The organism is Pseudomonas argentinensis, from assembly GCF_001839655.2.
Taxonomy (GTDB): domain Bacteria; phylum Pseudomonadota; class Gammaproteobacteria; order Pseudomonadales; family Pseudomonadaceae; genus Aquipseudomonas; species Aquipseudomonas argentinensis_B.
Genome location: NZ_CP056087.1, coordinates 3,784,897 through 3,811,283, shown reverse-complemented (window position 1 = coordinate 3,811,283; position 26,387 = coordinate 3,784,897). Strand labels below are relative to the sequence as shown.

Annotated in this window: 25 protein-coding genes and 1 pseudogene; 17 read left to right on the top strand and 9 right to left on the bottom strand. The window is 64.2% G+C overall.

The genetic code is table 11. The features are described 5' to 3' along the window. Window positions 1-9: 9 nt before the first annotated feature. The 7 genes from SA190iCDA_RS17150 to SA190iCDA_RS17120 form a co-directional block, all read right to left on the bottom strand. Complete coding sequence (locus tag SA190iCDA_RS17150) at window positions 10-1,056, bottom strand: NAD-dependent epimerase/dehydratase family protein (RefSeq protein ID WP_070885276.1); 1,047 nt, start codon at window positions 1,054-1,056, stop codon at window positions 10-12. A gap of 289 nt (window positions 1,057-1,345) precedes the next feature. Beyond that, window positions 1,346-2,320: a D-2-hydroxyacid dehydrogenase family protein gene (locus tag SA190iCDA_RS17145; protein ID WP_070885274.1), complete on the bottom strand. Its 975-nt coding sequence runs from the start codon at window positions 2,318-2,320 to the stop codon at window positions 1,346-1,348. A gap of 52 nt (window positions 2,321-2,372) precedes the next feature. Beyond that, window positions 2,373-3,884, bottom strand: coding sequence for a tripartite tricarboxylate transporter permease (locus SA190iCDA_RS17140; protein ID WP_236100876.1), 1,512 nt, complete (start codon window positions 3,882-3,884; stop codon window positions 2,373-2,375). A 3-nt stretch (window positions 3,885-3,887) separates the two neighbouring features. Next, window positions 3,888-4,343: a tripartite tricarboxylate transporter TctB family protein gene (locus SA190iCDA_RS17135; RefSeq protein ID WP_070886568.1), complete on the bottom strand. Its 456-nt coding sequence runs from the start codon at window positions 4,341-4,343 to the stop codon at window positions 3,888-3,890. A 45-nt stretch (window positions 4,344-4,388) separates the two neighbouring features. Next, window positions 4,389-5,369, bottom strand: coding sequence for a Bug family tripartite tricarboxylate transporter substrate binding protein (locus tag SA190iCDA_RS17130; protein ID WP_070886567.1), 981 nt, complete (start codon window positions 5,367-5,369; stop codon window positions 4,389-4,391). Between the two features lie 44 nt (window positions 5,370-5,413). Continuing rightward, window positions 5,414-6,676: an OprD family porin gene (locus SA190iCDA_RS17125; RefSeq protein WP_070886566.1), complete on the bottom strand. Its 1,263-nt coding sequence runs from the start codon at window positions 6,674-6,676 to the stop codon at window positions 5,414-5,416. A 36-nt stretch (window positions 6,677-6,712) separates the two neighbouring features. Beyond that, entirely contained in the window at window positions 6,713-7,798 is a 1,086-nt protein-coding gene (locus SA190iCDA_RS17120) for a 4-oxalomesaconate tautomerase (protein ID WP_070886565.1), read from the bottom strand. Window positions 7,799-8,010: 212 nt separating this feature from the next. Here SA190iCDA_RS17120 and SA190iCDA_RS17115 point away from each other — a divergent pair, with 212 nt between their 5' ends. The 15 genes and pseudogenes from SA190iCDA_RS17115 to SA190iCDA_RS17045 all read left to right on the top strand — a co-directional run bounded on the left by SA190iCDA_RS17115 (window position 8,011) and on the right by SA190iCDA_RS17045 (window position 23,348). Continuing rightward, entirely contained in the window at window positions 8,011-8,931 is a 921-nt protein-coding gene (locus tag SA190iCDA_RS17115) for a LysR family transcriptional regulator (protein ID WP_070886564.1), read from the top strand. 391 nt (window positions 8,932-9,322) lie between these two features. Then, window positions 9,323-10,396, top strand: a complete 1,074-nt coding sequence (locus tag SA190iCDA_RS17110) for a 4-oxalomesaconate tautomerase (RefSeq protein ID WP_083329821.1) — start codon at window positions 9,323-9,325, stop codon at window positions 10,394-10,396. Window positions 10,397-10,456: 60 nt separating this feature from the next. Further along, a complete protein-coding gene (locus tag SA190iCDA_RS17105; RefSeq protein WP_070886563.1) occupies window positions 10,457-11,773 on the top strand; it encodes a dicarboxylate/amino acid:cation symporter in 1,317 nt (438 codons plus the stop codon). An 83-nt stretch (window positions 11,774-11,856) separates the two neighbouring features. Continuing rightward, window positions 11,857-13,161, top strand: coding sequence for a CitMHS family transporter (locus SA190iCDA_RS17100; protein ID WP_070886562.1), 1,305 nt, complete (start codon window positions 11,857-11,859; stop codon window positions 13,159-13,161). Between the two features lie 157 nt (window positions 13,162-13,318). Continuing rightward, window positions 13,319-13,630 (top strand): YgaP-like transmembrane domain, encoded by a 312-nt coding sequence (locus SA190iCDA_RS17095; protein ID WP_070886561.1) that lies wholly within the window; start codon window positions 13,319-13,321, stop codon window positions 13,628-13,630. A 69-nt stretch (window positions 13,631-13,699) separates the two neighbouring features. Continuing rightward, window positions 13,700-14,026: a thioredoxin family protein gene (locus SA190iCDA_RS17090; protein ID WP_070886560.1), complete on the top strand. Its 327-nt coding sequence runs from the start codon at window positions 13,700-13,702 to the stop codon at window positions 14,024-14,026. 70 nt (window positions 14,027-14,096) lie between these two features. Further along, window positions 14,097-14,534, top strand: coding sequence for a phosphotransferase system, HPr-related protein (locus tag SA190iCDA_RS17085; protein WP_070886559.1), 438 nt, complete (start codon window positions 14,097-14,099; stop codon window positions 14,532-14,534). Window positions 14,535-14,664: 130 nt separating this feature from the next. Next, window positions 14,665-15,051, top strand: a complete 387-nt coding sequence (locus SA190iCDA_RS17080; RefSeq protein ID WP_070886558.1) for a MerR family transcriptional regulator — start codon at window positions 14,665-14,667, stop codon at window positions 15,049-15,051. A gap of 58 nt (window positions 15,052-15,109) precedes the next feature. After that, entirely contained in the window at window positions 15,110-16,291 is a 1,182-nt protein-coding gene (locus SA190iCDA_RS17075) for an isovaleryl-CoA dehydrogenase (protein WP_070886557.1), read from the top strand. Window positions 16,292-16,374: 83 nt separating this feature from the next. Next, window positions 16,375-17,982 (top strand): carboxyl transferase domain-containing protein, encoded by a 1,608-nt coding sequence (locus SA190iCDA_RS17070; RefSeq protein WP_070886556.1) that lies wholly within the window; start codon window positions 16,375-16,377, stop codon window positions 17,980-17,982. Between the two features lie 13 nt (window positions 17,983-17,995). Continuing rightward, complete coding sequence (locus tag SA190iCDA_RS17065; protein ID WP_070886555.1) at window positions 17,996-18,793, top strand: gamma-carboxygeranoyl-CoA hydratase; 798 nt, start codon at window positions 17,996-17,998, stop codon at window positions 18,791-18,793. After that, window positions 18,790-20,688 carry an acetyl/propionyl/methylcrotonyl-CoA carboxylase subunit alpha gene (locus SA190iCDA_RS17060; RefSeq protein WP_070886554.1) on the top strand — a complete coding sequence of 633 codons (1,899 nt, stop codon included), beginning with the start codon at window positions 18,790-18,792 and terminating at the stop codon, window positions 20,686-20,688. The genes SA190iCDA_RS17065 and SA190iCDA_RS17060 overlap by 4 nt, the downstream gene beginning before the upstream one ends. Beyond that, window positions 20,685-21,586 (top strand): annotated as a pseudogene (locus SA190iCDA_RS17055) (hydroxymethylglutaryl-CoA lyase). Before SA190iCDA_RS17060 ends, SA190iCDA_RS17055 begins: the two are co-directional and overlap by 4 nt. 250 nt (window positions 21,587-21,836) lie before the next feature. After that, window positions 21,837-22,574, top strand: a complete 738-nt coding sequence (locus SA190iCDA_RS17050) for an FKBP-type peptidyl-prolyl cis-trans isomerase (RefSeq protein ID WP_070886552.1) — start codon at window positions 21,837-21,839, stop codon at window positions 22,572-22,574. Between the two features lie 342 nt (window positions 22,575-22,916). Beyond that, window positions 22,917-23,348: a YkvA family protein gene (locus tag SA190iCDA_RS17045; RefSeq protein ID WP_070886551.1), complete on the top strand. Its 432-nt coding sequence runs from the start codon at window positions 22,917-22,919 to the stop codon at window positions 23,346-23,348. Window positions 23,349-23,384: 36 nt separating this feature from the next. Here SA190iCDA_RS17045 and SA190iCDA_RS17040 read toward each other — a convergent pair whose 3' ends face one another. Both SA190iCDA_RS17040 and SA190iCDA_RS17035 read right to left on the bottom strand, forming a co-directional pair. Further along, on the bottom strand, window positions 23,385-23,672 hold the full coding sequence (locus SA190iCDA_RS17040) for a hypothetical protein (protein WP_236100875.1): 288 nt from the start codon (window positions 23,670-23,672) through the stop codon (window positions 23,385-23,387). Between the two features lie 71 nt (window positions 23,673-23,743). After that, window positions 23,744-24,925 (bottom strand): acetyl-CoA C-acetyltransferase, encoded by a 1,182-nt coding sequence (locus SA190iCDA_RS17035; protein WP_070886549.1) that lies wholly within the window; start codon window positions 24,923-24,925, stop codon window positions 23,744-23,746. 174 nt (window positions 24,926-25,099) lie between these two features. On the opposite strand from SA190iCDA_RS17035, the gene SA190iCDA_RS17030 reads away from it, so the two are divergent. Further along, entirely contained in the window at window positions 25,100-25,381 is a 282-nt protein-coding gene (locus SA190iCDA_RS17030; protein ID WP_070886548.1) for a DUF2218 domain-containing protein, read from the top strand. 78 nt (window positions 25,382-25,459) lie between these two features. After that, window positions 25,460-26,380, top strand: coding sequence for a lipid A biosynthesis lauroyl acyltransferase (locus tag SA190iCDA_RS17025; protein ID WP_070886547.1), 921 nt, complete (start codon window positions 25,460-25,462; stop codon window positions 26,378-26,380). Window positions 26,381-26,387 lie beyond the last annotated feature (7 nt).

Genomic DNA, 26,387 nt, shown 5'->3' with positions numbered 1-26,387 from the left:
GTGTGCTCCCTAATGGGAATACCAGCGCAGATCCTCGGATAGGCGGCCGCTGTCGATATGGCTTTGCAGCACACGAAGCCGCATCAGGGGCGAGGCGCGAAACTGGCTATCGGCGAAATTCATGCCCTTGAGTCCAGCGATCAGTTGACTGATCGACTTGGTCAGGGTCATTTGCGGTTGGTGCTCTGGGGCGAGACGGGCGAACAGACTGAAGTCGACCTGGTAGGAGCGGCTGTCCACCGGTGCGGCCGTGTTGATGCTCACCTCGGTGCCAGGCAGGGCGGCGGCCACCGCAGCGGCCAGGTCGCGGACCTGATGGTTGCGCTCGTTGCTGCCGGTGTTCACGCGCAGGATGCGCCCTCCATTGTCGGCGCTGCGCTGGATGGCCCAGTCGATGGCGCGGGCCATGTCCGCGACATCGATTAGCGGCCGCCAGGGCGAACCGTCGCTGAGCACCGTGATGCGGCCTTCGCTGAGCGCGCCAGCAACAAAGTCGTTGAGCACCAGATCCAGGCGCAGGCGGTCGGACATCCCGCAGGCCGTGGCGAAGCGCAGGCTGGTAATCACCATGTCGCCGTCGATGTCCGCGAGGGCATCCTCGCTGCCGATCTTCGAGCGCGCGTAGGCAGTCATCGGCGCCACCGGATCGTTTTCCGTGCGCGGCCCGCCTTCGGCAACACCATAAACACTGCAGCTGGAAGCGAAGACGAAATTGCGCACACCGGCGCGCGCGGCAGCCCGGGCAATGCGGATGGTGGCGTCCTGGTTGATTGCCGCGGTCACCCCGGCGAAGCGGTCGCCCATGGGATCATTGGACACCGCTGCCAGTTGCACCACGGCGTCGTAGCCGTCCAATGCCTGCTCCGTGAGGTCGCGCACGTCACCAAAGAACTGCTGCGTCAGCCGCTGTTCCGGCAGGGTATGGGCGTTGGTGAGGCAATGTGCGAAGTAGGCGTTGTCAAAGCCGTGCACGTTCGCAGAGGGGTGGCGAGCGGTTAGCTCGCGAATTACTGCAGGGCCGACATAGCCCATGTTGCCCAGAACGAGAATCTTCATATGCCATCCTCGCGCCGTCCAGGAGTGGGCCGGCGTTCAATAGATGGCCAGATAGTATTACCGCGACAGAAAAATGCTTAATTTATCTGATGAATGGTTTAGTGATCTTAACCTGTTGATTATTATAGTATTTACGTATTCTTTTGATTTTATTGGATTTTCGTCTATATCCGTCAGCGGCGCCATGGGCTGGATAGAAGCCCTGGAGCCCTTGAAAAGGCTGGGCTTCAAGGGTTCAGAGGCTGCGGAGGGGCTTTGTGCGGGCCTTCACAGAATTTACATTTAAGCGCTATGGGAGCGTTGGACGCACCTCGGGATTGGCCAGTACGCAGGGGTCACCGTTGAAAAAGGACCGCACGTTGGCGAAGGCATCACCGAAATACAGCTCGTACCCCTCCCGCTCCACATAGCCAAGGTGGGGCGTACAGAGCACGGCTGGGTGCTGCAAGAGGGCGTGATGGGGGTCGACCAGCGGCTCTTGTTCGAATACATCAAGCGCTGCGAAGCCCGGCCTGCCCTTGTTGAGGGCGTCGAGCAAGGCGCCCGGGGCAATCAACTCGGCGCGGCTGGTATTGACCAGCAGGGCCGAGGGTTTCATCTGTGTCAGATCTTTGACGGTCACCAAGTGGCGGGTGCTTTCGGCGAGACGCAGATGCAGACTGACCACGTCGGCCTGGGAAAAGAACGCTTCTCGTGATTCGGCGGCCTGGTGGCCGTCGGCCATGGCTGCCTGACGCGACGCCTCGCTGCCCCATACCAGCACCGGCATCTCGAAGGCCTGGGCGTAACGGGCCAGGCGCTGGCCGATCTTGCCGTAGCCCCAGATGCCCAGTGTCTGTCCGGCCAGGCGCTGACCGAGGTTGACCTGCCACTGCCCGGCGTACATCGCCTGCATGGCCGGGAACAGCTGACGGCGGGCATTGAGAATCAGCGCCCAGGTCAGTTCGGCTGGCGCAATCGGCGAGCCACGGCCCTCCATCACCGCCACGCCATGACGAGTACAGGCCTCGACATCCAGGTGGCTGGACACCTTGCCGGTCTGGCTGATCAGCTTGAGGTTCGGCAGGCGGGCCAGCAGCGCTTCATCTATACGGGTGCGTTCGCGGGTCAACACCAGAGCGTCCGCGTCGGCAAAGCGCTCGGCGAGCACCTCGACATCGTCCACGGCGTCGTGATGGAGGCTGACCTGATGACCGGCCAGGGTGGCGAAGCAGGCGAGGCTGCGAATGACGTCTTGGTAGTCATCGGGAACGACGATATGCATGGCGGCTCCGAAAACGCGTCAGGCTCCCTGGGGAGCCTGATTGGGTGAAGTATCAGCTGGCGCTTGGTGCCGCTGCCTTATGGCGAGCGCGCCAGATACGCCAGATGGGCAAGGCTATCATCATAGCCACCAGCGCCCATACGGCCAGGCTGATCGAGCTGCTCCACAGGATACTCAGGTCGCCGTTGGAGATGGACAGGGCGCGGCGCAGGTTCTGCTCCATCATGCCGCCGAGAATGAATCCCAGCAGCACCGCCGACAGCGGAAAGTCCATCTTGCGCAGGATGTAGCCTGCGACGCCGATGCCGATCATCAGGTACAGGTCGAACGCGGTGGCATGCACCGCATAGACGCCTATCGAGGTGATGATGGCAATGGCCGGCACCAGGGCCCAATACGGCACGGCCAGGATCTTGGTGAACACCTTGATCATCGGCACGTTGATGATGATCAACATGATGTTGGCCACGAACAGCGAGGCGATCAGACCCCAGACGATATCCGGTTGGTCGCGGAACAGCAGCGGGCCCGGGGTAATGTTGTACAGCGTCAGGGCGCCGAGCATCACCGCGGTGGTGCCCGAGCCGGGAACGCCGAGGGTCAGCATCGGTACCATCGAGCCGCAGGCCGCGGCGCTGTTCGCCGTTTCCGGCGCCGCCAGGCCGCGCAGGTCGCCGTCACCGAACTTGTTGTCCTTCACCGCCAGGCGTTTCTCGGCCATGTACGACACGGCGCTGGCCAGGGTTGCGCCGGCGCCTGGCAGAACACCCATAAAGAAGCCGGTGGCACCGCTGCGCAGGTTGGTGGCGAGTACCGACATGCCTTCCTTGACGTTGAACAGCATGCGGCCACTGGCGTCGATGGCCTTCTGACCATGGTGGGTGCGCTCGAGCAGCACGAGGATCTCGCTGACCGAAAACAGACCCAGCACCAGCACCACGAACTGAATGCCGTCGGCCAGGCCCAGGCTGCCGAAGGTGAAGCGGTACACGCCGCTGTTGGAGTCGATACCGACGCACGACAGGAACAAGCCGATACAGGCCGCGATGGCGGTCTTCATGGGTTTGTTGCCGGCCATGCCCGCCAGGCAGACGATGGCGAAGACCATCAGCACGAAGTATTCGGCCGGGCCGAAGGCCACTGCCCACTTGGCGAGCAGCGGGGCGAAGATCACCACGCCACAGGTCGCCATCAGGCCACCGACGAACGAGCTCCAGGCGGAGATCGACAGCGCCACGCCAGCCTTGCCCTGGCGGGCCAGCGGATAGCCGTCCAGGGTAGTCATCACCGCCGAGGCCTCGCCTGGGATGTTCAGCAGGATCGAGGAAATACGACCGCCGTATTCGCAGCCCAGGTAGACCGCCGCGAGCAGGATCAGCGCGGTTTCCGGTGGCAGGCCGAGGGCGAAGGCGATTGGAATCAGCAGCGCCACGCCATTGATCGGGCCCAGGCCCGGCAGCAGGCCGACGACGGTGCCGATCAGGGTGCCGCACAGGGCGGTGAACAGGTTGTAGGGGCTCAGGGCGACGCCGAAGCCCTGGCCCAGGTAGCTAAAAGTATCCACGGATCAGATCTCCAGGCTGGAAAGAATGCCGAGCGGCAGCGGGACGTCGAGGATCTTGTCGAACAGCAGGTACAGGCCCACCGCAAGCAGCACGCCGGAGGTCAGGCTGGCTTTCCAGGTGCCTTCGTACAGGCGCGCCATGGCGATGGCGAAAAGGGTGCTGGCGATGATGAAGCCGGCCAGTTCGAATAGCGCGGAGTAGATCAGCAGGGCGACGATGCACAGCACGATCTTGCGAATCACGTGGCGATCCAGCGCGGGCTCGGCACCCTCGATACTGGCCCGTGACGGTTTGAACAGCAGGTAGATGGCGCCCAGGGCGATCATCAGCAACAGCAGCAGGGGAAAGGCCCGCGGCCCTACAGGCTCGTACGAGAACGGCGCATGGTAGCTCCAGGCCGCCATCGACAGGCCGAGACAAAGCAGCAGGCTGACGCCCGCAAAAATACGGTCTTGCATGGGAGTGCTCCGTGAGGAGAGCCGAGCGGCTCTCCCGGAAGGGATTTATTCGACCAGACCGAACTCGCGGCCCAGTTCGCGGTACTCGGCGACCTGCTTTTTCACCAGCGCCTGCAATTGCGGCCCGCTTACGTACAGCGGCAATACGTCACGGTCGACCATGTAGCGCTCGAACTCTGGCGAGGATTCCAGCTTGGTAAACGCCTCGCGCCACCACTGCACCTGCTCCTCGGGTACATCCGGGCCGAGGAAGTAGCCACGGATCAGCGGCCACTGGATCTCGTATCCCTGCTCGCGAGCGGTGGGGATGGAGGCCAGGTCGCCCGGCAGGCGCTCTTCGCTGAATACCGCCAGGGTGCGGATGTTGTTGCCTTGCTGCGAAGCGATTTCGCTGGCGCTGCCGGTGACCAGGTCGACGTGCTTGCCCATCAGTGCCATGTAGTGCTCGGAGCCACCTTCGAATGCGGCGTAGCGCAGTTCGCTCGGGTCGATGCCCGCTGCCTTGGCGAGCAGGGCGATCTTCATCCAGCCCTGGCCACCGATGCTGCCGCCGCCACCGACGACCACGCTTTTCGGATCTTTCTTCAGTGCTTTGACGACATCGTCGAGGGTTTTGTATGGCGAGTCATCGCGCACCGCCAGGGTGCCATAGTCAGTACCGATGGTGGTCAGCCACTGCACTTCGTTCTCGTCGAAGCGGCCGTATTTGCCGAGTGCCAGGTTCAGCAGCGAGGCGCCGGAGAAGGCCACCAGGGTGCCGGGATCATTGCGGCGGTTGGCGACGATTGCGTTGTAGGCCACGGCGCCGATGCCGCCTGGCATGTAGGTCACGCGCATCGGCGACTTGAGAATGTCGTTGTCCTTCAAACCGGCCTGGGCCAGCTTGCAGGTCAGGTCGAAGCCGCCACCTGGTTTGCTCGGGGCGATGCACTCGGGGCGATTGGGCTGCGCTGCGTTGGTCTGCAGGCTGGTCATCAGCAGGGCGCCGGCAAGGGGCAGAAGAAGGCGGTGCTTGAGATTTTTCATCGCTGTTTACCTGTATTGGAGTTATTTGCAGGTGGTTCGCCGTATCACCAGATCGGCAGGGCGTAGCTCAGAATCAGGCGGTTCTCATCGACCCCACGGGTGAAGTTGGCGCTGTAGGCCGCATTGCGCCAAGTAACCGTAAGGTTCTTCAACGGACCCTGGCTGAATGCGTAGGCCAGGTCGGTATTGCGTTCCCACTCGGCGCCGGTGGCGCCGTTGGCCAGGTCGATACCGCTGCCGCGCACGTAACGGGTCATGAAGGTCAGGCCGGGGATGCCCACCTTGCTGAAGTCGTAGTCGTAGCGCAGCTGCCAGGAGCGTTCGTCCGGCCCAGCGAAGTCGTTGATCTGCAGGAAGTTGGTCAGGTACGGCGTGGCGCCGTCGACATAGGTGAAGCCTTCGTCACCGCGCATTTGCTGGTAGGCCAGGCCCAGTGCATGGCCCGCCAGGCTGTAGGTGAACATGGCGTTGTACACCTGGTTGTCGATATTGCCGGCTCGGGCCTGGCCGCTTTCGCTGTTGTTGAAATAGCGCAGGTCGCTTTTCAACTTGCCCGGGCCGAGGGGCAGGGTGTGCTGCAGGCCGAGGAAGTGCTGGCGATAGATATCGGTGAGCTCGCCGTGGTGGTAACTGAGCTGGGTGTTGGGGGCCAGGGCGTAATCGAGGCTGCCGAAACGCAGGTGGTCGCTGCTGGGGCTGCCGCCGAAGCGGCCGTTCTTGTTGTTCAGGGCCAGCTTCTCGGAGCCCGACACATCGCGCTGTACCACGCGGGAAATCTGCCCGATGGAAGCGGTCAGGCGCTCGATGTCCTTGCTCTGCAGCTGCCAGCCCTCGAAGGTCTGGGGCAGCAGGCGGCTGTTGCTGAACTGCAGGGTTGGCATCTTCGGCAGCAGGGTGCCAGCCTTCAGCACGCTTTCGCTGAAGCGCACCTTGGCAGTCAGGCCAAGCTTGCTGTAGTCGTCTTCGGGGCGCTGTTTGCTGTCGCGCGGCAGCAGTGCGGTACCGGAGCGGTCCGGCGATGAGTCGAGTTTGACGCCGAGCATGGCTAGCGCGTCGATACCGAAACCGACCGTGCCGGTGGTGTAGCCGGACTCCATGTTGAAAATGAAGCCCTGGGCCCATTCTTCGCGCTTGTTCTGCCCGGGGCCGTCACGAAAGTCACGGTTGAGGTAGAAGTTACGCAGCTCCAGGCTGGCCTTGCTGTCTTCGATGAAGCCGTCGGCCAGCGCGGTGCCGACGGCCAGCGGCAGGCCGGCCAGTACCGCAGCAGGGGCAACGGAGGCATGAAACAGGTGCTTTCTTGTCATTATTATTTACTCGTGGGGGTGCAGTGTCGGTTGGCGTCAGTTCTTGCGGGGCGTGCCTCTCAAGGCCTGCGGCACGTACACGTCGCCGGCGAACAGGCGGCGTGCGGTGCGAATCAGTGAGGCCTGCATGCTGTGTGGTTGGGCGTCTTCACCGGGTGCCAGGGACACTTCGATCTCGCCCCCCGGATGTTCCAGGCGTACCAGTGCCGCGCCGGTGATGGGGGCGATGTCGAACGCCACGCTGCCGGGCAGGGCGCAGGCGCTGGCCAGGCCGATGGCGCCGGTGGCAGCGATCGAGCGATGACAGGTGTGCGGCATGAAGTAACGGGTCGACAACGTGCCGCCCTCACGCGGCGGGGCGAGCAGCACCGGCTTGGGGATGACCATCTGGCTGACATCGCCCAGGCCCATGGCGGCGCCAGCCTGCAGGCGAATGCGCTCCAGGCGTTCGAGCAGAGCCGTGTCGGCATCTAGCTCGGCCGGGGTTTCGTAGCCGGTCTTGCCCAGCGCTTCGGCCTGCACCAGCACCATGGGCATGGCCATGTCGATGCAGGTCGCGTCTACGCCGTCAAAATGGTCGCGCACCGTGCCGGTGGGCAGCAACTGGCCGGTCTTGGCACCGGCGGCATCGAGAAACGTCAGCTTGATCGGCGCGGCGCTGCCAGGTACGCCGTCGATGCAGGTGTCACCTTCGTAGCGCACCTTGCCCTTGGGCGTCTGCACTTCCGAGTCGACCAGGGTGTTGGTGTTGAGGTTGCGGATACGCACCCGGGTAACCGGCGTGCTGACCTTGACCAGGCCATGCTCGATGGCGAAAGGGCCCACCGCGCAGAGCATGTTGCCGCAATTGGGCGCCGTGTCGACGCGCCGCTGGTTGACCATGACCTGCACGAACAGGTAGTCGACATCGGCATCGGGGTGATCGGAGGTGCTGACGATCGCCACCTTGCTGGTCTGGGGGCTGCCGCCACCGATACCGTCGATTTCCAATTCATGACCGGAACCCATCAGGTTGAGGAGCAACTCGTCGCGCAGGGCGACATCGGCGGGCAGGTGATTGGCCAGAAAGAACGGGCCGCGAGAGGTGCCGCCGCGCATCAACACGCAGGGAATGGCTTGCATGATGTCTCCAGTGCAATAAATTTTCTTATTGTTGCCTTGTTTGAATGGTGGTTAGCCACGTTTGTTTTGTAAATTGCATATATTTTGGTTATTAATGTATTTTGTGCATTAATGCGTGCGGGCAGGTTTCGAGTTGGGCGTAGATCGCCAGATGCGGTTTAATGCACTAATCTGCGCTGGAAAATAAAAATATCGATTGATAGGTTTTTTGCATGAATTACGAGCTTCAGGACCTGCGCGCCTTCGTCAAGATCGCCGAGTTCGGCAATTTTCACGAAGCCGCCAACGCCATTCATCTCTCGCAACCGGCCCTTACCCGACGCATGCAGAAGCTGGAGGAGGGCTTGGGCACCCAACTGCTGGACCGCACCACCCGGCGGGTCAGCCTTACCGCTGTCGGTCGCGATTTCCTGCCCAAGGCGCGGCGCCTGCTCGATGATTTCGAGCGCTCCATCCTTGGCATTCGCGAGCTGGCCGAGCGCCAGTCCGGGCAGGTGACGCTGGCGTGCATTCCCACCGCAGCGTTCTATTTCCTGCCGACGGTGATTCGCGATTTCAATCGTCAGTACCCGAAGATCCGTATCCGCATTCTTGACCTTAGCGCCCACGAGGGGCTGGAAGCGGTGCTGCGCGGCGAGGCGGATTTCGGCATCAACATGCTCAGCGGGCAGCACGCCGAGATCGACTTCACGCCGCTGGTCAACGAGCCCTTTGTGCTGGCCTGCCGACGTGACCATCCACTGGCCGAGCAGCCCCAGGTGGCCTGGCGTGAGTTGAGCGATTACCGGTTGATCGGCGTTGGCCGGCTGAGCGGCAACCGGGTGCTGCTCGACCACGGCTTGGCGCACCTCGATTGGCGGCCCAGCTGGTTCTACGAGGTGCAGCACCTGTCCACATCATTGGGCATGGTCGAGGCGGGCCTGGGGATTGCTGCCATGCCGAGCCTGGCGATGCCGGCCGAGGATCACCCGATACTGGTGCAGCGCCCGCTGGTCGATCCTGTTATCAGCCGTACCCTGGGTCTGGTGCGGCGTCATGGCTCGTCGCTGTCGCCTGCCGCCGAACAGTTCGTCGAGACCCTGCTCAAGCAGTGGCCCGGCTATACCGCCCTGGGGACGGACAAGCAGGCGTAGGGTGGAATAGCTACAGATCTGCGCACCCGTTTCTAACATTTGCCCAGCTAATGACGGCCTTGCTCCAAGCGGAATTTCGCCGATTCATCGCGAAACTCCGCTGGAGAGTGCAAGCAAGCTTCAGGCTGCCGGCGCGCAATTGTGCACCTTCTCCCTATACGATTACTCATCAGAATTGGGCGTATATGACACTTTGTTGAGTACCATTCGCTGCTTATGACCACTCGATCGGTTAGCCAATGCCCGCGAGTAGTGTACGCGACCGAAATTTATTTAATGCGTTTTATGCATTAAATTCTGAAATATTTGCATTTGATGGAATTGTCAGTGCGTGTGACTCTTTTGCTCAAGGCATCAATCGGTCTGATTGATCAGTGAAAGAGAAGAAGTCATGCGTATTCCCTGTGTGCTCATGCGCGGAGGTACCTCCAAAGGGCCGGTTTTCCTGGCCAGCGATTTGCCTGATTCGATTGACGAGCGAAACGAAGTGCTGCTGTCGGTCATGGGGGCAGGGCACGAGCTCGAAATCGACGGTATCGGGGGTGGTAGCCCGCAGACCAGCAAGGTCGCCATCGTCAGTGCGTCCAGCCACCCGGATGCGGATGTCGATTACCTCTTCGTGCAGGTCATGGTTTCCCAGCGTCGCGTGGATACTGCGCCGAACTGCGGCAACATGCTGTGTGCCGTTGGCCCCTTCGCCATCGAGCAGGGGCTGGTCAAGGCCGGCCCCGCGACCACCGAAGTGCGTATTCGCAACCTCAACACCGGCACCTTCGTCTGCTCGAAAGTGCAGACCCCTGGCGGCGTGGTTACCTATGCGGGCAATACCCGTATCGATGGTGTGCCAGGTGTTGCCGCGCCCATCGAGCTGACCTTTCTGGATGCTGCCGGCAGCAAGACCGGCAAGCTGTTCCCTACAGGCAACACCCGCGACCGGTTCGACGGCGTGCAAACCACCTGCATCGACATGGCCATGCCGATGGTGCTGATCGACGCGGCAAGTCTTGGCAAGAGCGGTCGCGAGTCGCCCGCCGAACTGGATGCCGACAAGGCGTTTCTCGCCCGCCTCGAGTCGATCCGCCTGCAGGCGGGCCTGGCCATGGGCCTGGGCGACGTCAGCGAAAAAGTCATTCCCAAGCCGGTCCTGCTGGCGCCTGCCTCCTCGGGCGGCACCATCCAGGTACGGTATTTCATGCCTCACGCCTGTCACCGTGCACTGGCAATCACCGGTTCGATCGGCCTGGCGACTGCCTGCGTCAGCCCGCACACCGTGGCGGCCGACATGCTCGGGCTTGATGACAACGCAGAGCGCCTGGATCACGTACGCATCGAGCACCCGAGCGGGTCTATCGAAGTCGCCTTGGCGTACAGCGGCCAGACAATTCGCGCCTCCGTGGTGCGCACCGCTCGGCGGCTGTTTACCGGAGAGGTACACGCCCCGGAAGGGCAACGTCTGGCCGGCTGAACCGCCGGCCGGCACGAAAATTTGCGCATCCGAACAATTTCTATAAATGGGTGATGCCTGATGAAAGTCGTCAGATCGTTATATTTCCAGATCCTCTGCGCCGTGTTGCTGGGCGTGCTGGTCGGGCACTTCTGGGCGCAGCAAGCCACTGCCCTCAAACCACTGGGCGATGCGTTCATCAAGCTGGTGAAGATGATGATCGCGCCCGTGGTGTTCTGCACCATCGTCACCGGTATTGCCGGCATGACCGAGAAAAGCGCGTTGGGTCGCCTGATGGGCAAGACCCTGGGGTTGTTCCTCGGCCTCACGGTGATCAGCCTGATGATCGGCCTCTGCGCGGTCTATCTGTTCCAGCCGGGGGTGGGCATGAACGTCGACCCCAGCAAGCTGAGCACCGCGGGGTTGTCCCAGTACACCGACTCGGCCGCCAAGCTCGGTCTGGTCGAGTTCTTCATGCACATCATCCCCACTACCTTCATGGGCGCCTTCGCCGAGGGCGAGGTGCTGCCGGTGCTGTTCATCGCCGTGCTGTCGGGCTTTGCCCTGTCGTCGATCGGTGAATCGGGCAAGCCGGTACTCGACGTGCTCGAAGCTGCGTCGAAGATGGTTTTCAAGATCTTCTCCTACCTGATGCGCTTCGCACCGATCGGCGCCTTCGGCGCCATCGCCTTTACCGTCGGCCAGTACGGCATCACCTCCCTGGGCTCGCTGGCCAAGCTGATCCTGACGCTGTACATCGCCTGCGCGTTCTTCGTCTTCGTGGTGCTCGGCAGCCTGTGCCGCCTGTACGGCTTCAGCCTGTGGAAGCTGTTGCGTTACTTGCGTGAAGAGTTTCTGGTGGTACTGGGTACCTCGTCGACCGAGCCGGTGCTGCCGCGCATGCTGGAAAAACTCCAGGCCCTCGGTTGCCGCAAATCGGTGGTCGGCCTGGTGCTGCCAACCGGCTATTCGTTCAACCTCGACGGCACGGCGATCTACCTGTCCCTGGCGGCGGTGTTCATCGCCCAGGCCTGCAACATCGACCTTTCACTCACCCAGATCGTCACCATGCTCGCGGTCATGTTGCTGTCCTCGAAGGGCGCCGCCGGTGTCACCGGCAGCGGCTTCGTCGCCCTGGCGTCGACCCTGTCGGTGATGCACGACCTGCCGCTGGCCGGCCTGGCGCTGCTGATCGGCATCGACCGCTTCATGTCCGAGGCGCGGGCGCTCACCAGCCTGGCCAGCAACGCGGTGGCTACCGTGGTGGTGTCGCTTTCCGAAGGCGCCTGCGACCGCAGGACCCTGCACGCGGTGCTCGACGAGCGGCTCGCGCCACCTGGCAGCCAGACGCCGCCCGCCTGGCAAGGGGCTGCCCAGCCCCAGTCGCCGTTGAAATAAACATCGTGTGAACCTCTGCCGCAGCGGCTGTGCCGGTGCGGTAGCGAATGCTCGTCTCAATAACAAAACAAGAGAGAATTCAGATGCTCGCTCTACTCGGGTTGGCGATGGTGGTCGTGTTCACCTACATGATCATGTCCAAGCGCATGTCGCCCATCGTGGCACTTACCTTCATTCCGATCATGTTCGCCGTCGCCGGCGGTTTCGGCGACTCCACCGGCAAGATGATTCTCGACGGCCTGAAGATGGTCGCGCCGTCGGCGGCGTTGCTGCTGTTCGCGATTCTGTTCTTTGGCCTGATGATCGATACCGGTCTGTTCGACCCACTGATTCGGGTGATCCTGCGCAAGGTCAATGGCGACCCGGTGAAGATCGCGGTCGGCACCGCCTTGCTGTCGCTGACCGTCGCTCTGGACGGCGACGGCACCACCACCTACATGATCACCTGCGCGGCGATGTTGCCGCTGTACCGGCGCATCGGCATGAACCCCATGGTGCTCGCCACGGTGTCGATGCTGTCGCTGAGCATCATGAGCGGCATGACCCCCTGGGGCGGCCCGGCCACCCGGGCCATCGCCGCCCTGGGCCTGGATGCCTCCGACTACTTCGTCCCGCTGTTGCCGACCATGGTCGCTGGCGCCGCCTGCGTGGTGCTGATCGCCTATATCCTGGGCCGCAAGGAGCGCACGCGCATTGGCAACACCGAACTGCAGGCTGGCGGTGGCGATTGCTACATCAAGCAGATCCTTGGCGACCAGCCCTACAAGCGTCCGCGCTTCGTGTGGATCAACCTGCTGCTGGTGGTCGCGGTGATGACGGCGCTGGTGATGGGCCTGGCCCATGCCGCGGTGCTGTTTCTGATCGGTTTCGTGATCGCCCTGATGGTCAACTACCCGCAACTCGACATCCAGAAGGAGCGCATCCTGTCCCATGCCGGCAACGCCATGACCGTGGTGCTGCTGGTGTTCGCCGCCGGCGTGTTCGCGGGCATCTTCTCGGGCACCAAGATGGTCGACGCGCTGGCGCAAAGCATCGTCGACATGATTCCACCGTCCTGGGGGCACCTGTTCCCGCTGGTGGTGGCGATCACCAGCATGCCGCTGACCTTCGTGCTGTCCAACGACGCCTACTACTTCGGCGTGGTGCCGATCCTGGCCAAGGCCGCGGCGGCCTACGGCATCAGCCCGCTGGAAATCGCCCGGGCGTCGATCCTGGGTCAGCCGGTGCACCTGATGAGCCCGCTGGTGGCCTCCACACTGTTGTTGGTGGGCATGGTCGACAAGGACATCGGCGATTTTCAGAAGGCCACGGTGAAGTGGGCCGTGCTGCTGTCGCTGGCCGTTACCTTCGTGGCGGTGATCACCGGCGCCATTTCCTTTCTGGTCTGATTCGGGCTGCGCCTGATCGGTCGGCTGCGTACGCGACGGCTTTTCAGGGCAGCCGTTTCTGTTGGCGCCACGGCGCTCTTCCGCCTGTCGGCAGGGTCGAACGCCGGGCCGCTGTGGTCAGTCGGTTGGATATCAATCAGCGACCGGAGCGAACGCAATGTCCATATCTGATAAACACGGCAGCAGTAACGTCCAGGGTTGGGAGCGTGCGCTTTCCATCGGCAGCGGTATCGCCATGGCCCGTGGCGGCCTCAAGCGTGGCGGCGTGCTCGGCCTGGTGCGCGCAGCGTTTGGCGGCATGCTGGTGGCCCGCGGCCTGAGCGGCCATTGCCGCCTGAAGAGCATCATGGAGGACGCTCGCTCGATGCGCCCCGACGTGGACCGCATCGCCGACACCGTGACGCGCATCGAAGGCGAAATCGCCGAGCGCGTCAAACCCGTCGCCAAGAAGCTCAGCGACGGCGTCTGATACGCTGCAATCCCCGACCGCCCCGCCTTAACGGGGCGGTTTCGGTTGTGCCATCGGCAAGGAGATCCCATGAGCAATTCCTATAGCGCCACCGCCCCGACGCCCGCCGAGGTGCAGGCGATGCCCGGCATGACCCTGCTCGAATTCGGCACCGACTGGTGCGGGCACTGCCAGGCCGCCCAGCCGCTGCTGGCCAAGGTGTTGCCGGATTACCCCGAAGTCCGGCACCTGAAAATCGAGGACGGCAGTGGCCGCCCGCTGGGGCGTTCGTTCCGGGTCAAACTATGGCCGACCCTGGTGCTGCTGCGCGATGGCGTCGAGGTCACCCGCTTGGTGCGGCCGACCGGCAGCAGCGTGATCGAGGAGGCGATGGAGCAACTGGTCGGCGAAGGGTGAGGTCGTCACTTTCCCTGAATTTTCCCGCTGCAGGGCGAGTCCACCAGATAGACCCACAGCGGAGATGATCATGAGCACATCCAAGCAATCTGCCACGCCCCAGGAGATCGACGACATGGAGGATCGCATGGGGTCGATCGAACAGCTCGACTTCAGCGACCGCCAGGATGATCGCGAAGGGCGTATTGGCGATCGTCGCCCCGACGACGAAGTGCAGCACGAGTACCCCGACGAGCGTGTGCGCGAAGCGGGACAGAGTGGTGGCGAAACCCTCAAGGAAGGCCGTCACGAAGATGGCGTGAGCCTGGACGACCTGAGCCCTGAAACCCTGATCGACGACACCGGCGCGCGCTCCCCCCGTGAGCGTGGCGATGACATGCCGGCCGACCGCGATCTTAGCGTGGTGGGCGAAGGCGACATCGGCGCCGGGGAAGGGCTCGATGAAGAAGAGATGGCGCGCCGCCGCCCCCTCGATGGCGTGCCGTGGGACGGCAAGCCGCAGCCATGAGTCGATGAAAGGCACGGCCTCCAGGGCCGTGCGTTCTTCGTTTTGGCCAGGCAGTTACCGAACGATTTGACAGCCCTGCGATTGCGGGCTTACGTTTACGTAAAAGGTAACTTAGAGGCGCAGCCGCAACATGAGCGTTTCTCACAGCATTTCCGATCTGGCCCAGGAGCTGGGCGTCACCACCCGCACCATTCGCTTCTACGAGGAGCAGGGCATGCTTGCGCCCGAGCGGCGTGGCCAAGAGCGCATCTACAGCGCTCGCGACCGGGTGACCTTGACGCTGATCCTGCGCGGCAAGCGCATCGGCTTTTCCCTGGCCGAGTGCAAGGAGCTGATCGATCTCTATGACCCGGCCGGCGGCAACCGCAAGCAGCTCGACCACTTTCTGGACAAGATCGCCGAGCGCCGCGAGCACCTCGCTCGCCAACTGCTCGATATCCAGCAGATGCAGCGCGAACTCGACACCGCCGAGCAGCGCTGCCTGAGCGCCCTGAAGGACATTCCCGCAACCGCCTGAACCACCGATCACCGACCGTTTGACGCTTCCTACAACTACAACAAAGGAGAGTCGTTACATGAGTACCCTGCCAGGTCTGAATTTCTTCCTCGGCGAGGAAATCGACATGCTGCGCGATGCGGTCGCCGGCTTCGCCGCCAAGGAAATCGCCCCGCGCGCCGCCGAGGCCGACCGCACCGACCAGTTCCCCATGGACCTGTGGCGCAAGTTCGGCGACATGGGCCTGCTCGGCCTGACCGTCAGCGAGGAATACGGCGGTGCCGGCATGGGGTACCTGGCGCACATGGTGGCGATGGAAGAAATTTCCCGTGCCGCCGGTGGCATCGGCCTGTCCTACGGCGCCCATTCCAACCTATGCGTGAACCAGATCAACCGCAACGGCAGCGACGAACAGAAGCGCCGCTTCCTGCCCGGGCTGATCAGCGGCGAGCATATCGGCGCCCTGGCCATGAGCGAGCCCAACGCTGGCTCCGACGTGGTGTCGATGAAGCTGCGCGCCGACCGCAAGGGCGACCATTACCTGCTCAACGGCAGCAAGATGTGGATCACCAACGGCCCGGACTGCGACGTGCTGGTGGTCTACGCCAAGACCGATCCGGCAGCTGGCGCCAAGGGCATGACCGCCTTCATTGTGGAGAAGGGCAGCCAGGGCTTCTCCGTGGCCCAGAAACTCGACAAGCTCGGCATGCGCGGCTCGCACACCGGCGAGCTGGTGTTTCAGGATGTCGAAGTACCCGCAGAAAACATCCTCGGCGGTGTCGGTGAAGGCGCGCGGGTGCTGATGAGCGGCCTGGATTACGAACGCGCCGTGCTCTCTGGCGGCCCGCTGGGCCTGATGCAGGCGGCGATGGATGTGGTGGTGCCCTATATCCACGACCGCAAGCAGTTCGGCCAGAGCATCGGCGAGTTCCAGCTGATCCAGGGCAAGCTGGCCGACATGTACACCACCCAGCAGGCCTGCCGTGCCTACCTCTATGCGGTCGGCAAGCAGCTCGACGCGCTGGGCCGCGAGCACGTGCGCCAGGTGCGCAAGGACTGCGCCGGGGTCATTCTCTACGCTGCGGAAAAGGCCACCTGGCTGGCCGGCGAGGCGATCCAGATCCTCGGCGGCAACGGCTATATCAACGAATTCCCGGTCGGCCGCCTGTGGCGCGACGCCAAGCTCTACGAGATCGGCGCCGGCACCAGCGAGATCCGCCGCATGCTGATCGGCCGCGAGCTGTTCAACGAAACGGCTTGATCAGAGCCCCTCGTTTTCCTGTTACCGGACACCTTTAAAAACGCAGATAGCTTTTAGAAGTGTCCGTCAGTCGGAGCCGCGTCATGGCAACTCTGCTTAGCCAACTCAACACCCGTTCTAGCGAATATGCCGCCAACCGCGACGCGATGCTCGTCCAGGTCGAAGAGCTACGCGCCTTGCTGGCCCGCACCCGCGAAGGCGGCGGCGCCAAGGCCCAGGAGCGACATACCGGCAAGGGCAAGCTGCTGCCGCGCGAGCGCATCGACCGGCTGCTCGATCCCGGCTCGCCGTTTCTGGAGATCGGCGCGCTGGCCGCCTACCAGGTGTATGACGAAGAGGTCGCCGCCGCCGGGGTGATCGCCGGTATCGGCCGCATCGAGGGCGTCGAGTGCATGGTCATCGCCAACGACGCCACGGTAAAGGGCGGCAGCTATTACCCGCTGACCGTCAAGAAGCACCTGCGTGCCCAGGCCATCGCCTGCGAAAACCGCCTGCCGTGCCTCTACCTGGTGGATTCCGGTGGCGCCAACCTGCCGCGTCAGGACGAGGTGTTCCCTGATCGCGAGCACTTCGGGCGGATCTTCTTCAACCAGGCCAACATGAGCGCCCAGGGCATCGCGCAGATCGCCGTGGTGATGGGCTCGTGCACCGCTGGCGGCGCCTACGTGCCGGCGATGAGCGACGAGACCATCATGGTGCGTGAGCAGGCCACCATCTTTCTTGCCGGCCCGCCACTGGTCAAGGCCGCCACCGGCGAGGTGGTCAGCGCCGAGGAACTGGGCGGCGCCGATGTGCACTGCAGGACCAGCGGCGTGGCCGACCACTATGCCGAGAACGACGAGCACGCCCTGGCCCTGGCCCGGCGCTGCGTGGCCAACCTCAACTGGCGCAAGCTCGGCCAGCTGCAGGCGCAAGCGCCGGTGATGCCACGTTATGCGGCCGATGAGTTGTATGGGGTTATTCCCGCCGACGCCAAGCAGCCGTTCGACGTGCGCGAGGTGATCGCCCGGATCGTCGACGACTCGCAGTTCGATGAATTCAAGGCGCTGTTCGGTACCACCCTGGTGTGCGGCTTTGCCCATCTGCACGGCTACCCGATCGCCATCCTGGCCAACAACGGCATCCTCTTCGCCGAGGCCGCGCAGAAGGGCGCGCACTTTATCGAGCTGGCCTGCCAGCGTGGCATCCCGTTGCTGTTCCTGCAGAACATCACCGGCTTTATGGTCGGCAAGAAATACGAGGAGGGCGGTATCGCCAAGCACGGCGCCAAGCTGGTCACCGCGGTGGCCTGTGCCCGGGTGCCGAAGTTCACGGTGATCATCGGTGGCAGCTTTGGCGCCGGCAACTACGGCATGTGCGGGCGTGCCTTTGATCCGCGTTTTCTGTGGATGTGGCCCAACGCGCGGATCGGCGTGATGGGCGCGCAGCAAGCCGCCGGCGTGCTGGTGCAGGTCAAGCACGAGCAGGCGCAGCGCGCCGGCCAGGTATTTTCCGCCGAAGACGAACAGCGCCTCAAACAGCCCATCGTCGAGCAGTACGAGCGCCAGGCCCATGCCTTCTACTCCAGCGCCCGGCTGTGGGATGACGGGGTGATCGACCCGGCGCAGACCCGCGACGTACTGGCCCTGGCGATTTCCGCCAGCCTCAATGCGCCCATCGCGCCGACACGCTTCGGCGTGTTCCGCATGTAGCGAGGACAGACCGATGACCGACTTCACCACCCTCGAACTGCAGCTTGATCCGCGCGGCGTCGCCACCCTGTGGCTGAACCGCGCGGACAAGCACAACGCCTTCAATGCCGAGATGATCCGGGAGCTGATCCAGGCGCTACGCCAGCTGGCGGCCGATGACAGCACGCGTTTTCTAGTCCTGCGTGGGCGCGGCAAGCACTTCAGCGCTGGCGCGGATCTGGCCTGGATGCAGGCCTCGGCCAGGCTGGATTACGCCGCCAACCTGCAGGATGCCCACGAGCTGGGCGAGTTGATGAGCCAGCTCTACCACCTGCCGTGCCCGACCCTCGCCGTGGTGCAGGGCGCGGCGTTCGGCGGTGCGGTGGGGCTGACCGCCTGTTGCGATATCGCCATTGGCGCCAGTGATGCACTGTTCAGCCTCTCCGAAGTGCGCATCGGCCTGGCGCCCGCGGTGATCAGCCCCTACGTGGTGCAGGCCATCGGCGAGCGGGCGGCGCGCCGTTATGCCCTGAGCGCCGAGCGCTTCACTGGCGAGCGGGCGCGGGAACTGGGCCTGTTGGCCGAGTGCTATCCGCCAGCCGAGCTGGAGAGCGAGCTGGAACAGTGGATCGCCACGCTGTTGCTCAACAGCCCCCAGGCCATGCGCGAGACCAAGGCGCTGTTGCATGGCGTCGGCAGTGGCGTGCTCAGCGACGCCCTGCGCCAGCGTACCGAAAGCGTGATCGCCGGCATCCGCATCAGTGAAGAAGGGCAGGAGGGCCTCGGCGCCTTTCTGGGAAAACGCACACCCGCCTGGCAGACCCAGTCATGAAAACCATCACCACACTGCTGATCGCCAACCGTGGCGAAATCGCCTGCCGGGTCATGCGTACCGCCAAGGCCCTGGGGCTTACCACCGTGGCGGTGCATAGCGCCATCGACCGCAGCGCCCGGCATGTACGCGAGGCGGACCTGGCCATCGACCTGGGCGGCGCCAAACCGGCCGACAGCTACCTGCTGATGGACAGGATCATCGAGGCCGCCCGGGCCAGCTGCGCCGAAGCCATCCACCCCGGCTACGGCTTCCTGTCCGAGAACGCCACCTTCGCCCGCAAGCTCGAAGCCGCCGGGCTGATCTTTCTCGGCCCGCCGGCCAGCGCCATCGATGCCATGGGCAGCAAGTCGGCGGCCAAGGCGCTGATGGAGGAGGCCGGCGTGCCGCTGGTGCCCGGTTACCACGGTGAGGCTCAGGACCTGGAAACCTTCCGCAGTGCCGCGCAGCGGATCGGCTACCCGGTGTTGCTCAAGGCCACGGCCGGTGGCGGCGGCAAGGGCATGAAGATCGTCGAGCGCGAGGCGGATCTGGCCGACGCCCTGGCCTCGGCGCAACGCGAAGCGCAGTCGGCCTTCGGTGACGCACGCATGCTGGTGGAGAGATACGTGCTGCAACCACGCCACGTGGAGATCCAGGTATTCGCTGATCAGCATGGTAACTGCCTGTACCTCAACGAGCGCGATTGCTCGATTCAGCGCCGCCACCAGAAGGTGGTCGAAGAGGCACCCGCGCCAGGCCTGTCTGCCGAACTGCGCCGGGCCATGGGCGAGGCCGCGGTGCGTGCCGCCCAGGCCATCGGCTATGTGGGCGCCGGCACCGTGGAGTTTCTGCTCGATGTCCGCGGCGACTTCTTCTTTATGGAAATGAACACCCGCCTGCAGGTCGAGCACCCGGTGACCGAGGCGATCACCGGCCTCGACCTGGTCGCCTGGCAGATCCGCGTGGCCCGTGGCGAGCCGCTGCCGATCCGCCAGGAGCAGGTGCCGCTCAATGGCCATGCGATCGAAGTGCGCCTGTATGCCGAAGACCCGGAAGGCGGCTTTCTGCCGGCCAGCGGGCATTTGGATCTGTACCGTGAGCCGGCAGGCGGACCGGGGCGACGGGTCGACAGCGGCGTGGAGCAGGGCGATGAGGTATCGCCCTTCTACGACCCGATGCTGGCCAAGCTGATCGCCTGGGGCGAGAACCGCGAGGAAGCCCGGCAACGGCTGCTGGCCATGCTGGCCGAGACCCTGGTCGGTGGCTTCAAGACCAACCTGGCGTTTCTGCAGCGCATCCTCGCCCACCCGGCGTTCGCCGCCGCGGAACTGGACACCGGCTTTATCGAACGGCACCAGGCGCAGTTGTTGCCGCCAGCGCAGCAATTGCCGGATGCCTTCTGGCAGCAGGCTGGCGCGGCCTTGCTGGCAACCGACATCGACCGCCAGCGAGCGGACGATCCGCATTCGCCCTGGGCGGCGCGTCGCGCCTGGCGCAGCGCCGCTTCTGCCGCTCTGCCAACGACGCTGACCTGTGGTGAAACCACGCGCCGCGTGCAGCTCGAGCCGGATACCGCCGCGCCGAAAACTGCGGTGCGTGAAGGCGACACCCTGTATCTGCGCTGGGGTGTGGAGTGGCTGGCCGTGCGCCGTTTCGATCCACTTGGCGCCGCCAACGCGAGCAATGCCCACGGCGGGGGGCTTACCGCGCCCATGAACGGCAGCATCGTGCGGGTGCTGGTCGCACCGGGGCAGCAGGTCGAGGCGGGCGCTGCCCTGGTGGTGCTGGAAGCCATGAAGATGGAGCACAGCATTCGCGCGCCCCAGGCGGGCACCATCAAAGCCATTTACTGCGCCGAAGGCGAGCTGATCGGCGAAGGCGCCGTGCTGGTCGAACTGGAGGGGCAGCCATGAGCCTGCCCAGCCATGTGCGCCTGGTGGAAGTCGGCCCCGTGACGGCCTGCAGAACGAGAAGCAGCCGATCGGCGTGGCCGACAAGGTGCGCCTGGTCGATGACCTGAGCGCCGCCGGGCTCGCCTATATAGAAGTCGGCAGTTTCGTGTCGCCCAAATGGGTGCCGCAGATGGCCGGCAGCACCGAGGTGTTTGCCGGCATCGATCGGCGCCCCGGCGTCACCTACGCGGCGCTGACCCCCAACCTGCAGGGCCTGCAGGCGGCGTTGCAGGCGGGTGTACGTGAGGTGGCGGTGTTCGCCGCGGCCTCCGAAGCCTTCTCGCAACGCAATATCAATTGCTCGATCGCCGAGAGCCTGAAGCGCTTCGAGCCGGTGCTGGACGCGGCTTGGCAGCACGGTGTGCGGGTGCGTGGCTATGTGTCCTGCGTGCTCGGTTGCCCCTACGAGGGCGAGGTGACGGCCGAGCAGGTGGCGGCCGTTGCCGGCGAGTTGCGGGCCATGGGCTGCTACGAGGTGTCCCTGGGCGACACCATCGGCGTGGGTACCGCGGGCGCGGTGCGCCGGCTGTTCGAGGTGGTGGGCCGGCAAGTGCCGCGCGACCGCCTGGCCGGGCACTTTCACGACACCTACGGGCAGGCGCTGGCCAACATCCATGCCAGTCTGCTGGAGGGCATCGCGGTGTTCGACGCCTCGGTCGCCGGCCTTGGCGGCTGTCCCTATGCCAAGGGCGCGACCGGTAACGTGGCCAGTGAGGATGTGCTCTATCTGCTGCAGGGCCTGGGCATCGAGACCGGGGTCGATCTGGCCCGGCTGATCGGAGCAGGGCAGCGCATCAGCCGGGTGCTCGGGCGCGAGTCCGCCTCACGGGTGGCGCGAGCGCGGTCAGCGCTCGGGTGAGCCCGGTTTCGCCGGCCACCACTGAACTTCTCAGCCTGGGAAAACTCATACCGGCTAGTCAGTTACGTCGCTGTGTCGGCACGTGCTGGACGTTTCGGTCGGCTTTTTGCCACCGCTCGCCATTTCTCGCAGAGTACCCGTGATCTGCCTGGGTAATTCCAAGCACCGCGGCTTGCGTTGATACACTCACACACCCTAAGCTCGCGCCTTCACTCGATAGCCCCTAGGGCGCAGCGGACAAGGAATCAGCATGAAACAGCATCGTTTGGCAGCAGCGATCGCCCTGGTGGGCCTGGTGCTCGCCGGTTGTGATTCGCAAACCAGCGACGTAAAACTGGAAACTCCGGCGCAGAAGGCGTCCTACGGTATCGGTCTGAACATGGGCAAGAGCCTGGCTCAGGAAGGCATGGATGATCTGGACCCGAATGCCGTTGCCCAGGGCATCGAAGACGCCATCGGTAAGAAAGAGCAGCGCCTGAAGGACGAAGAGCTGATCGAGGCTTTCGCCTCTCTGCAGAAGCGTGCCGAAGAGCGCATGACCAAGATGAACGAAGAAGCCGCTACCGCCGGCAAGAAATTCCTCGAAGAGAACGGCAAGCGTGACGGCGTCACCACCACCGCTTCGGGCCTGCAGTACGAAGTGGTCAAGAAGGCCGACGGCCCGCAGCCCAAGGCTGACGACGTGGTCACCGTGCACTACGAAGGCAAGCTCACCGACGGCACCGTATTCGACAGCTCCATCGAGCGCGGCACCCCGATCGACCTGCCGGTTGGTGGCGTGATCCCGGGTTGGGTCGAAGGCCTGCAACTGATGCACGTGGGCGAGAAGGTCAAGCTGTACATCCCGGCCGAACTGGCCTACGGCGCCCAGAGCCCGAGCCCGGCCATTCCGGCCAACTCGGTACTGGTGTTCGACCTCGAACTGCTGGGCATCAAGGACCAGAACGCTGCCGAGCAAGCAGCTCCCGAGGCCGCTCCGGCCAAGTAAGCCTCAGCTGCCTGGAACAACGCCCCGCCTGTCGGGGCGTTGTCGTTTGTGGAGGTTCCTAATCGCAAAAAGCTCGAATTACAAGCCTTGACAGGGCGGTTATGCACACTGCGACAAAGCTTCTTATTCAGTTGGTCAGTTTTTTTACGAAATCTTTTGATTTTTTTAAATGATTGATTTAGCAAGGTTTTATTCGCTGGATAAAAAATGTCCGATCTGTGGCGAGGCCGCATCACAGGGGGCTTTGGTAAGCTAATCCCATAACTGTTCACAAGGTTATCCACAGCTATGGTGGATAACCACAGACAGCCCAGCAGCCGTGCGGGCTGACGAGGAGTGGTCATGAAAGCACCGTGGAATTTTGCCCGTTACCTGCCCATCGCGCAGCGCTTCCTCAAGCGCGGCCGTCTGCCAGCACTGCTGCTGGCCGTGACCCGCAAAAGCGGCGGTGGCGCGCGCAGCCTGTCGTCGTTGAGAGGCGACCTGGTTCTGTTGCAGGAACTCTGCGTGGCCTGGTGGCGGGGCAGCTACCGGGCGGTCAACCCGCAGGCCCTGGTGGCGATCGTCGCCGGCCTGATCTATTTCGTGTCGCCGCTCGATGCGCTTCCCGACTTCATTCCCGGCCTTGGCCTGGTCGATGACCTGGCGGTACTGGCCTGGGTGATGAAGACCTGGGGCGGCGAGCTGGACGCGTTCCGCACCTGGCGCGACGCCCAGGATCGGGAAACCCGCGAGGCCATCGCCAAGCTGCCGGTGGCCGAACGGGTTACCTGAACAACGTTGCGCAGATCAGCGGCGCTGAGCCCGCCCTTATTCGATGGTGCGGTCTATGCGGGCGATTTCCCGTGCTGACAATGGGCGCCAGTCTTGCTCGGTAATGCCGTGGTCGTCGAGCAGGTCTTGCTTGGCTTCTTCGAGCGACAGCCACAGGTGATCGCCTTCCGCCAGGCCGCTGGCGTAGTCGATGTAGCGGATTTCCAGGTACACCACGTCGTCGTCCTCGCAGAGCAGCGCGAACAGCACGATGGCCGTGACCTCCGGGCGCTGCGCACAGGGTTTGCGGCATTCGGCGAACAGGTAGCGCAGGCGGTCGCTCATTGGCGGTCTCATCGCAAGAAGGCTTGTCGTATCGCGGATCAGGCCCAGCAGCTGGCTGGGCCGCACCGTTTTCAGCTGCGTTCGAGCAGCAGCGCCACGCCCTGACCACCACCGATGCACAGGGTCGCCAGGCCCTTTTTGGCATCACGCTTGAGCATCTCGTGGAGCAGGGTGACCAGCACCCGGCAGCCCGAGGCGCCAATCGGGTGGCCAAGGGCGATGGCGCCGCCATTGACGTTGACCTTGCTGGCATCCCAGCCCAGCTCCTTGCCCACCGACAGCGCCTGGGCGGCAAAGGCTTCGTTGGCTTCGATCAGGTCCAGCTCATCCAGCGTCCAGCCGGCCTTCTCCAGGCTGCGGCGGGTGGCCGATACCGGGCCGATGCCCATGATCGCCGGGTCGACGCCGGCATTGGCATAGGCCTTGATACGCGCCAGCACCGGCAGGCCCAGCGCCTGGGCCTTGCCTGCGCTCATCAGCAACACCGCAGCGGCGCCGTCGTTGAGGCTCGAGGCGTTGCCGGCCGTCACGCTGCCATCCTTCCTGAACGCCGGCTTGAGCTTGCCCAGGGTGTCGGCCGTGGTGCCGGCGCGGGGCTGCTCGTCGGTGGCGAAGGCGACGGGCTCGCCCTTGCGCTGGGCGATCAGGATCGGGGTGATTTCGTCGGCGAAACGGCCGGTTTCGATGGCGGCCGTGGCCTTCTGTTGGGAGGCGGCGGCAAAGGCGTCCTGGTCTTCGCGGCTGATGGCGTACTTGTCCACCAGGTTTTCGGCGGTGATGCCCATGTGGTAGTCGTTGAAGGCGTCCCACAGGCCGTCGCTGATCATCGTATCGACCAGTTGCCCGTGGCCCATGCGCAGCCCTGTGCGCGCCTTGGGCAGCACGTAGGGCGCCAGGCTCATGTTCTCCATGCCGCCGGCGATGATCACCTCGGCGTCGCCACAGCGGATCGCCTGGGCGCCCAGGTGCAGGGCCTTGAGGCCCGAGCCGCAGACCTTGTTGAGGGTCAGCGCCGGCACCCCATGGGGCAGGCCGGCCTTGATCGCCGCCTGGCGGGCGCTGTTCTGGCCGACGCCGGCGGTCAGCACGTGGCCGAGAATCACCTCGTCGACCTGCGCGCCGTCCAGGCCGGTCTGCTCGAGCAGGCGGCGGATCACCGCGGCGCCCAGGTCGGTGGCCGGCACGTCCGCCAGCGCCCCCTGAAAGCTGCCGATGGCGGTACGGGTGGCGGCGACGATGACGACTTCTTGCATGGCATTCTCCTGGCCGTGAGGGGCTATTGTTGTTGGCTGGGGTACGATCCTGACGCCGCCCCGGCCGCCATGCAAGTCCAGGCTTTTCGATCGATTACATCAATAATGGCGAATGCGGGGTAGCGAAGCGGCGTGCTAGATTTCCGGCATCGCCAATCCCTCAGGAGCACTGTCATGCCTGAATCCCGTGCAACGGTCACCACCGAACAGGGGCAGCGCTGCCTGACCCGCCTGTGCCGGCACTGGAGCCACAAATTCCAGGTAAGCTTCGACGAGCAGCGCGGCGAGATCGTCTTCGACCCGGCGCGCCTTACCCTGACCCGTTTCGAAGGTGGCCTGACGGCGGTCATCGAGGCGCCGGACGCCGCCACGCTCGATCGCCTCGAACCGGTGGTGGCCGACCACATGCAGCGCATGGTGGCCGACCAAACCCTGCAGATCGACTGGCAACGCTGAGCGTCCCGACGCCTCACTCCCGAGAGCGGCGAACCTGCTGGTAGACTAGGCGGCTTTGAACGCCATCCCGGATCGTCAATGGATCGTCCCGTCTTTCGCCGCACCTTTCTTCACCCGCGGTTCTGGCCGCTGTGGGCCGGCCTCGGCCTGCTGTGGCTGACCGTGCAGTTGCCCTACGGCGCGCTGCTGCGCCTGGGCCGTGGCCTGGGCTGGCTGATGTATCACCTGGCCGGCTCGCGTCGGCGCATCGCCAGGCGCAACCTGGAACTGTGCTTCCCGCACATGCCGGCAGACAAGCGCGAGCGTCTGTTGAAGGAGAATTTCGCCTCCACCGGCACCGCCTTCTTCGAGATGGCCATGAGCTGGTGGTGGCCGCGCCACAAGCTGGCGCGCCTGGCCCATATCGAGGGCATCGAGCACCTGCAGCAGGCCCAGGCACGGGGGCAGGGGGTGATTCTCATGGCCGTGCACTTCACCACCCTGGAGATCGGCGCCGCCTTGCTCGGCCAGGTGCACACCATCGACGGCATGTACCGCGAGCATGGCAACCCGGTGTTCGACTTCGTGCAGCGCCGCGGGCGTGAGCGCCATAACCTGGACGCCACCGCCATCGAGCGCGAGGACGTACGGGCGATGATCAAGGTGCTGCGCGCCGGCCGGGCGATCTGGTACGCGCCGGACCAGGACTACGGTCGCAAGCAGAGCCTGTTCGCGCCCTTGTTCGGCATCCAGGCGGCGACCGTCACGGCCACCACCAAGTTCGCGCGCCTGGGGCGAGCCATCGTGCTGCCGTTCACCCAGATGCGCCTGCCCGATGGTGGCGGCTACCGTTTGACCATCCACCCGCCGCTCACGGATTTCCCCGGCGAAAACGAAGAGGCCGATTGCCTGCGGGTCAACCAGTGGGTCGAACAGGCCATCGTCACCTGCCCCGAGCAGTATCTGTGGGCGCACCGGCGCTTTAAGACTCGGCCACCAGGCGAGCCTAAACTCTACTGACCCTCCG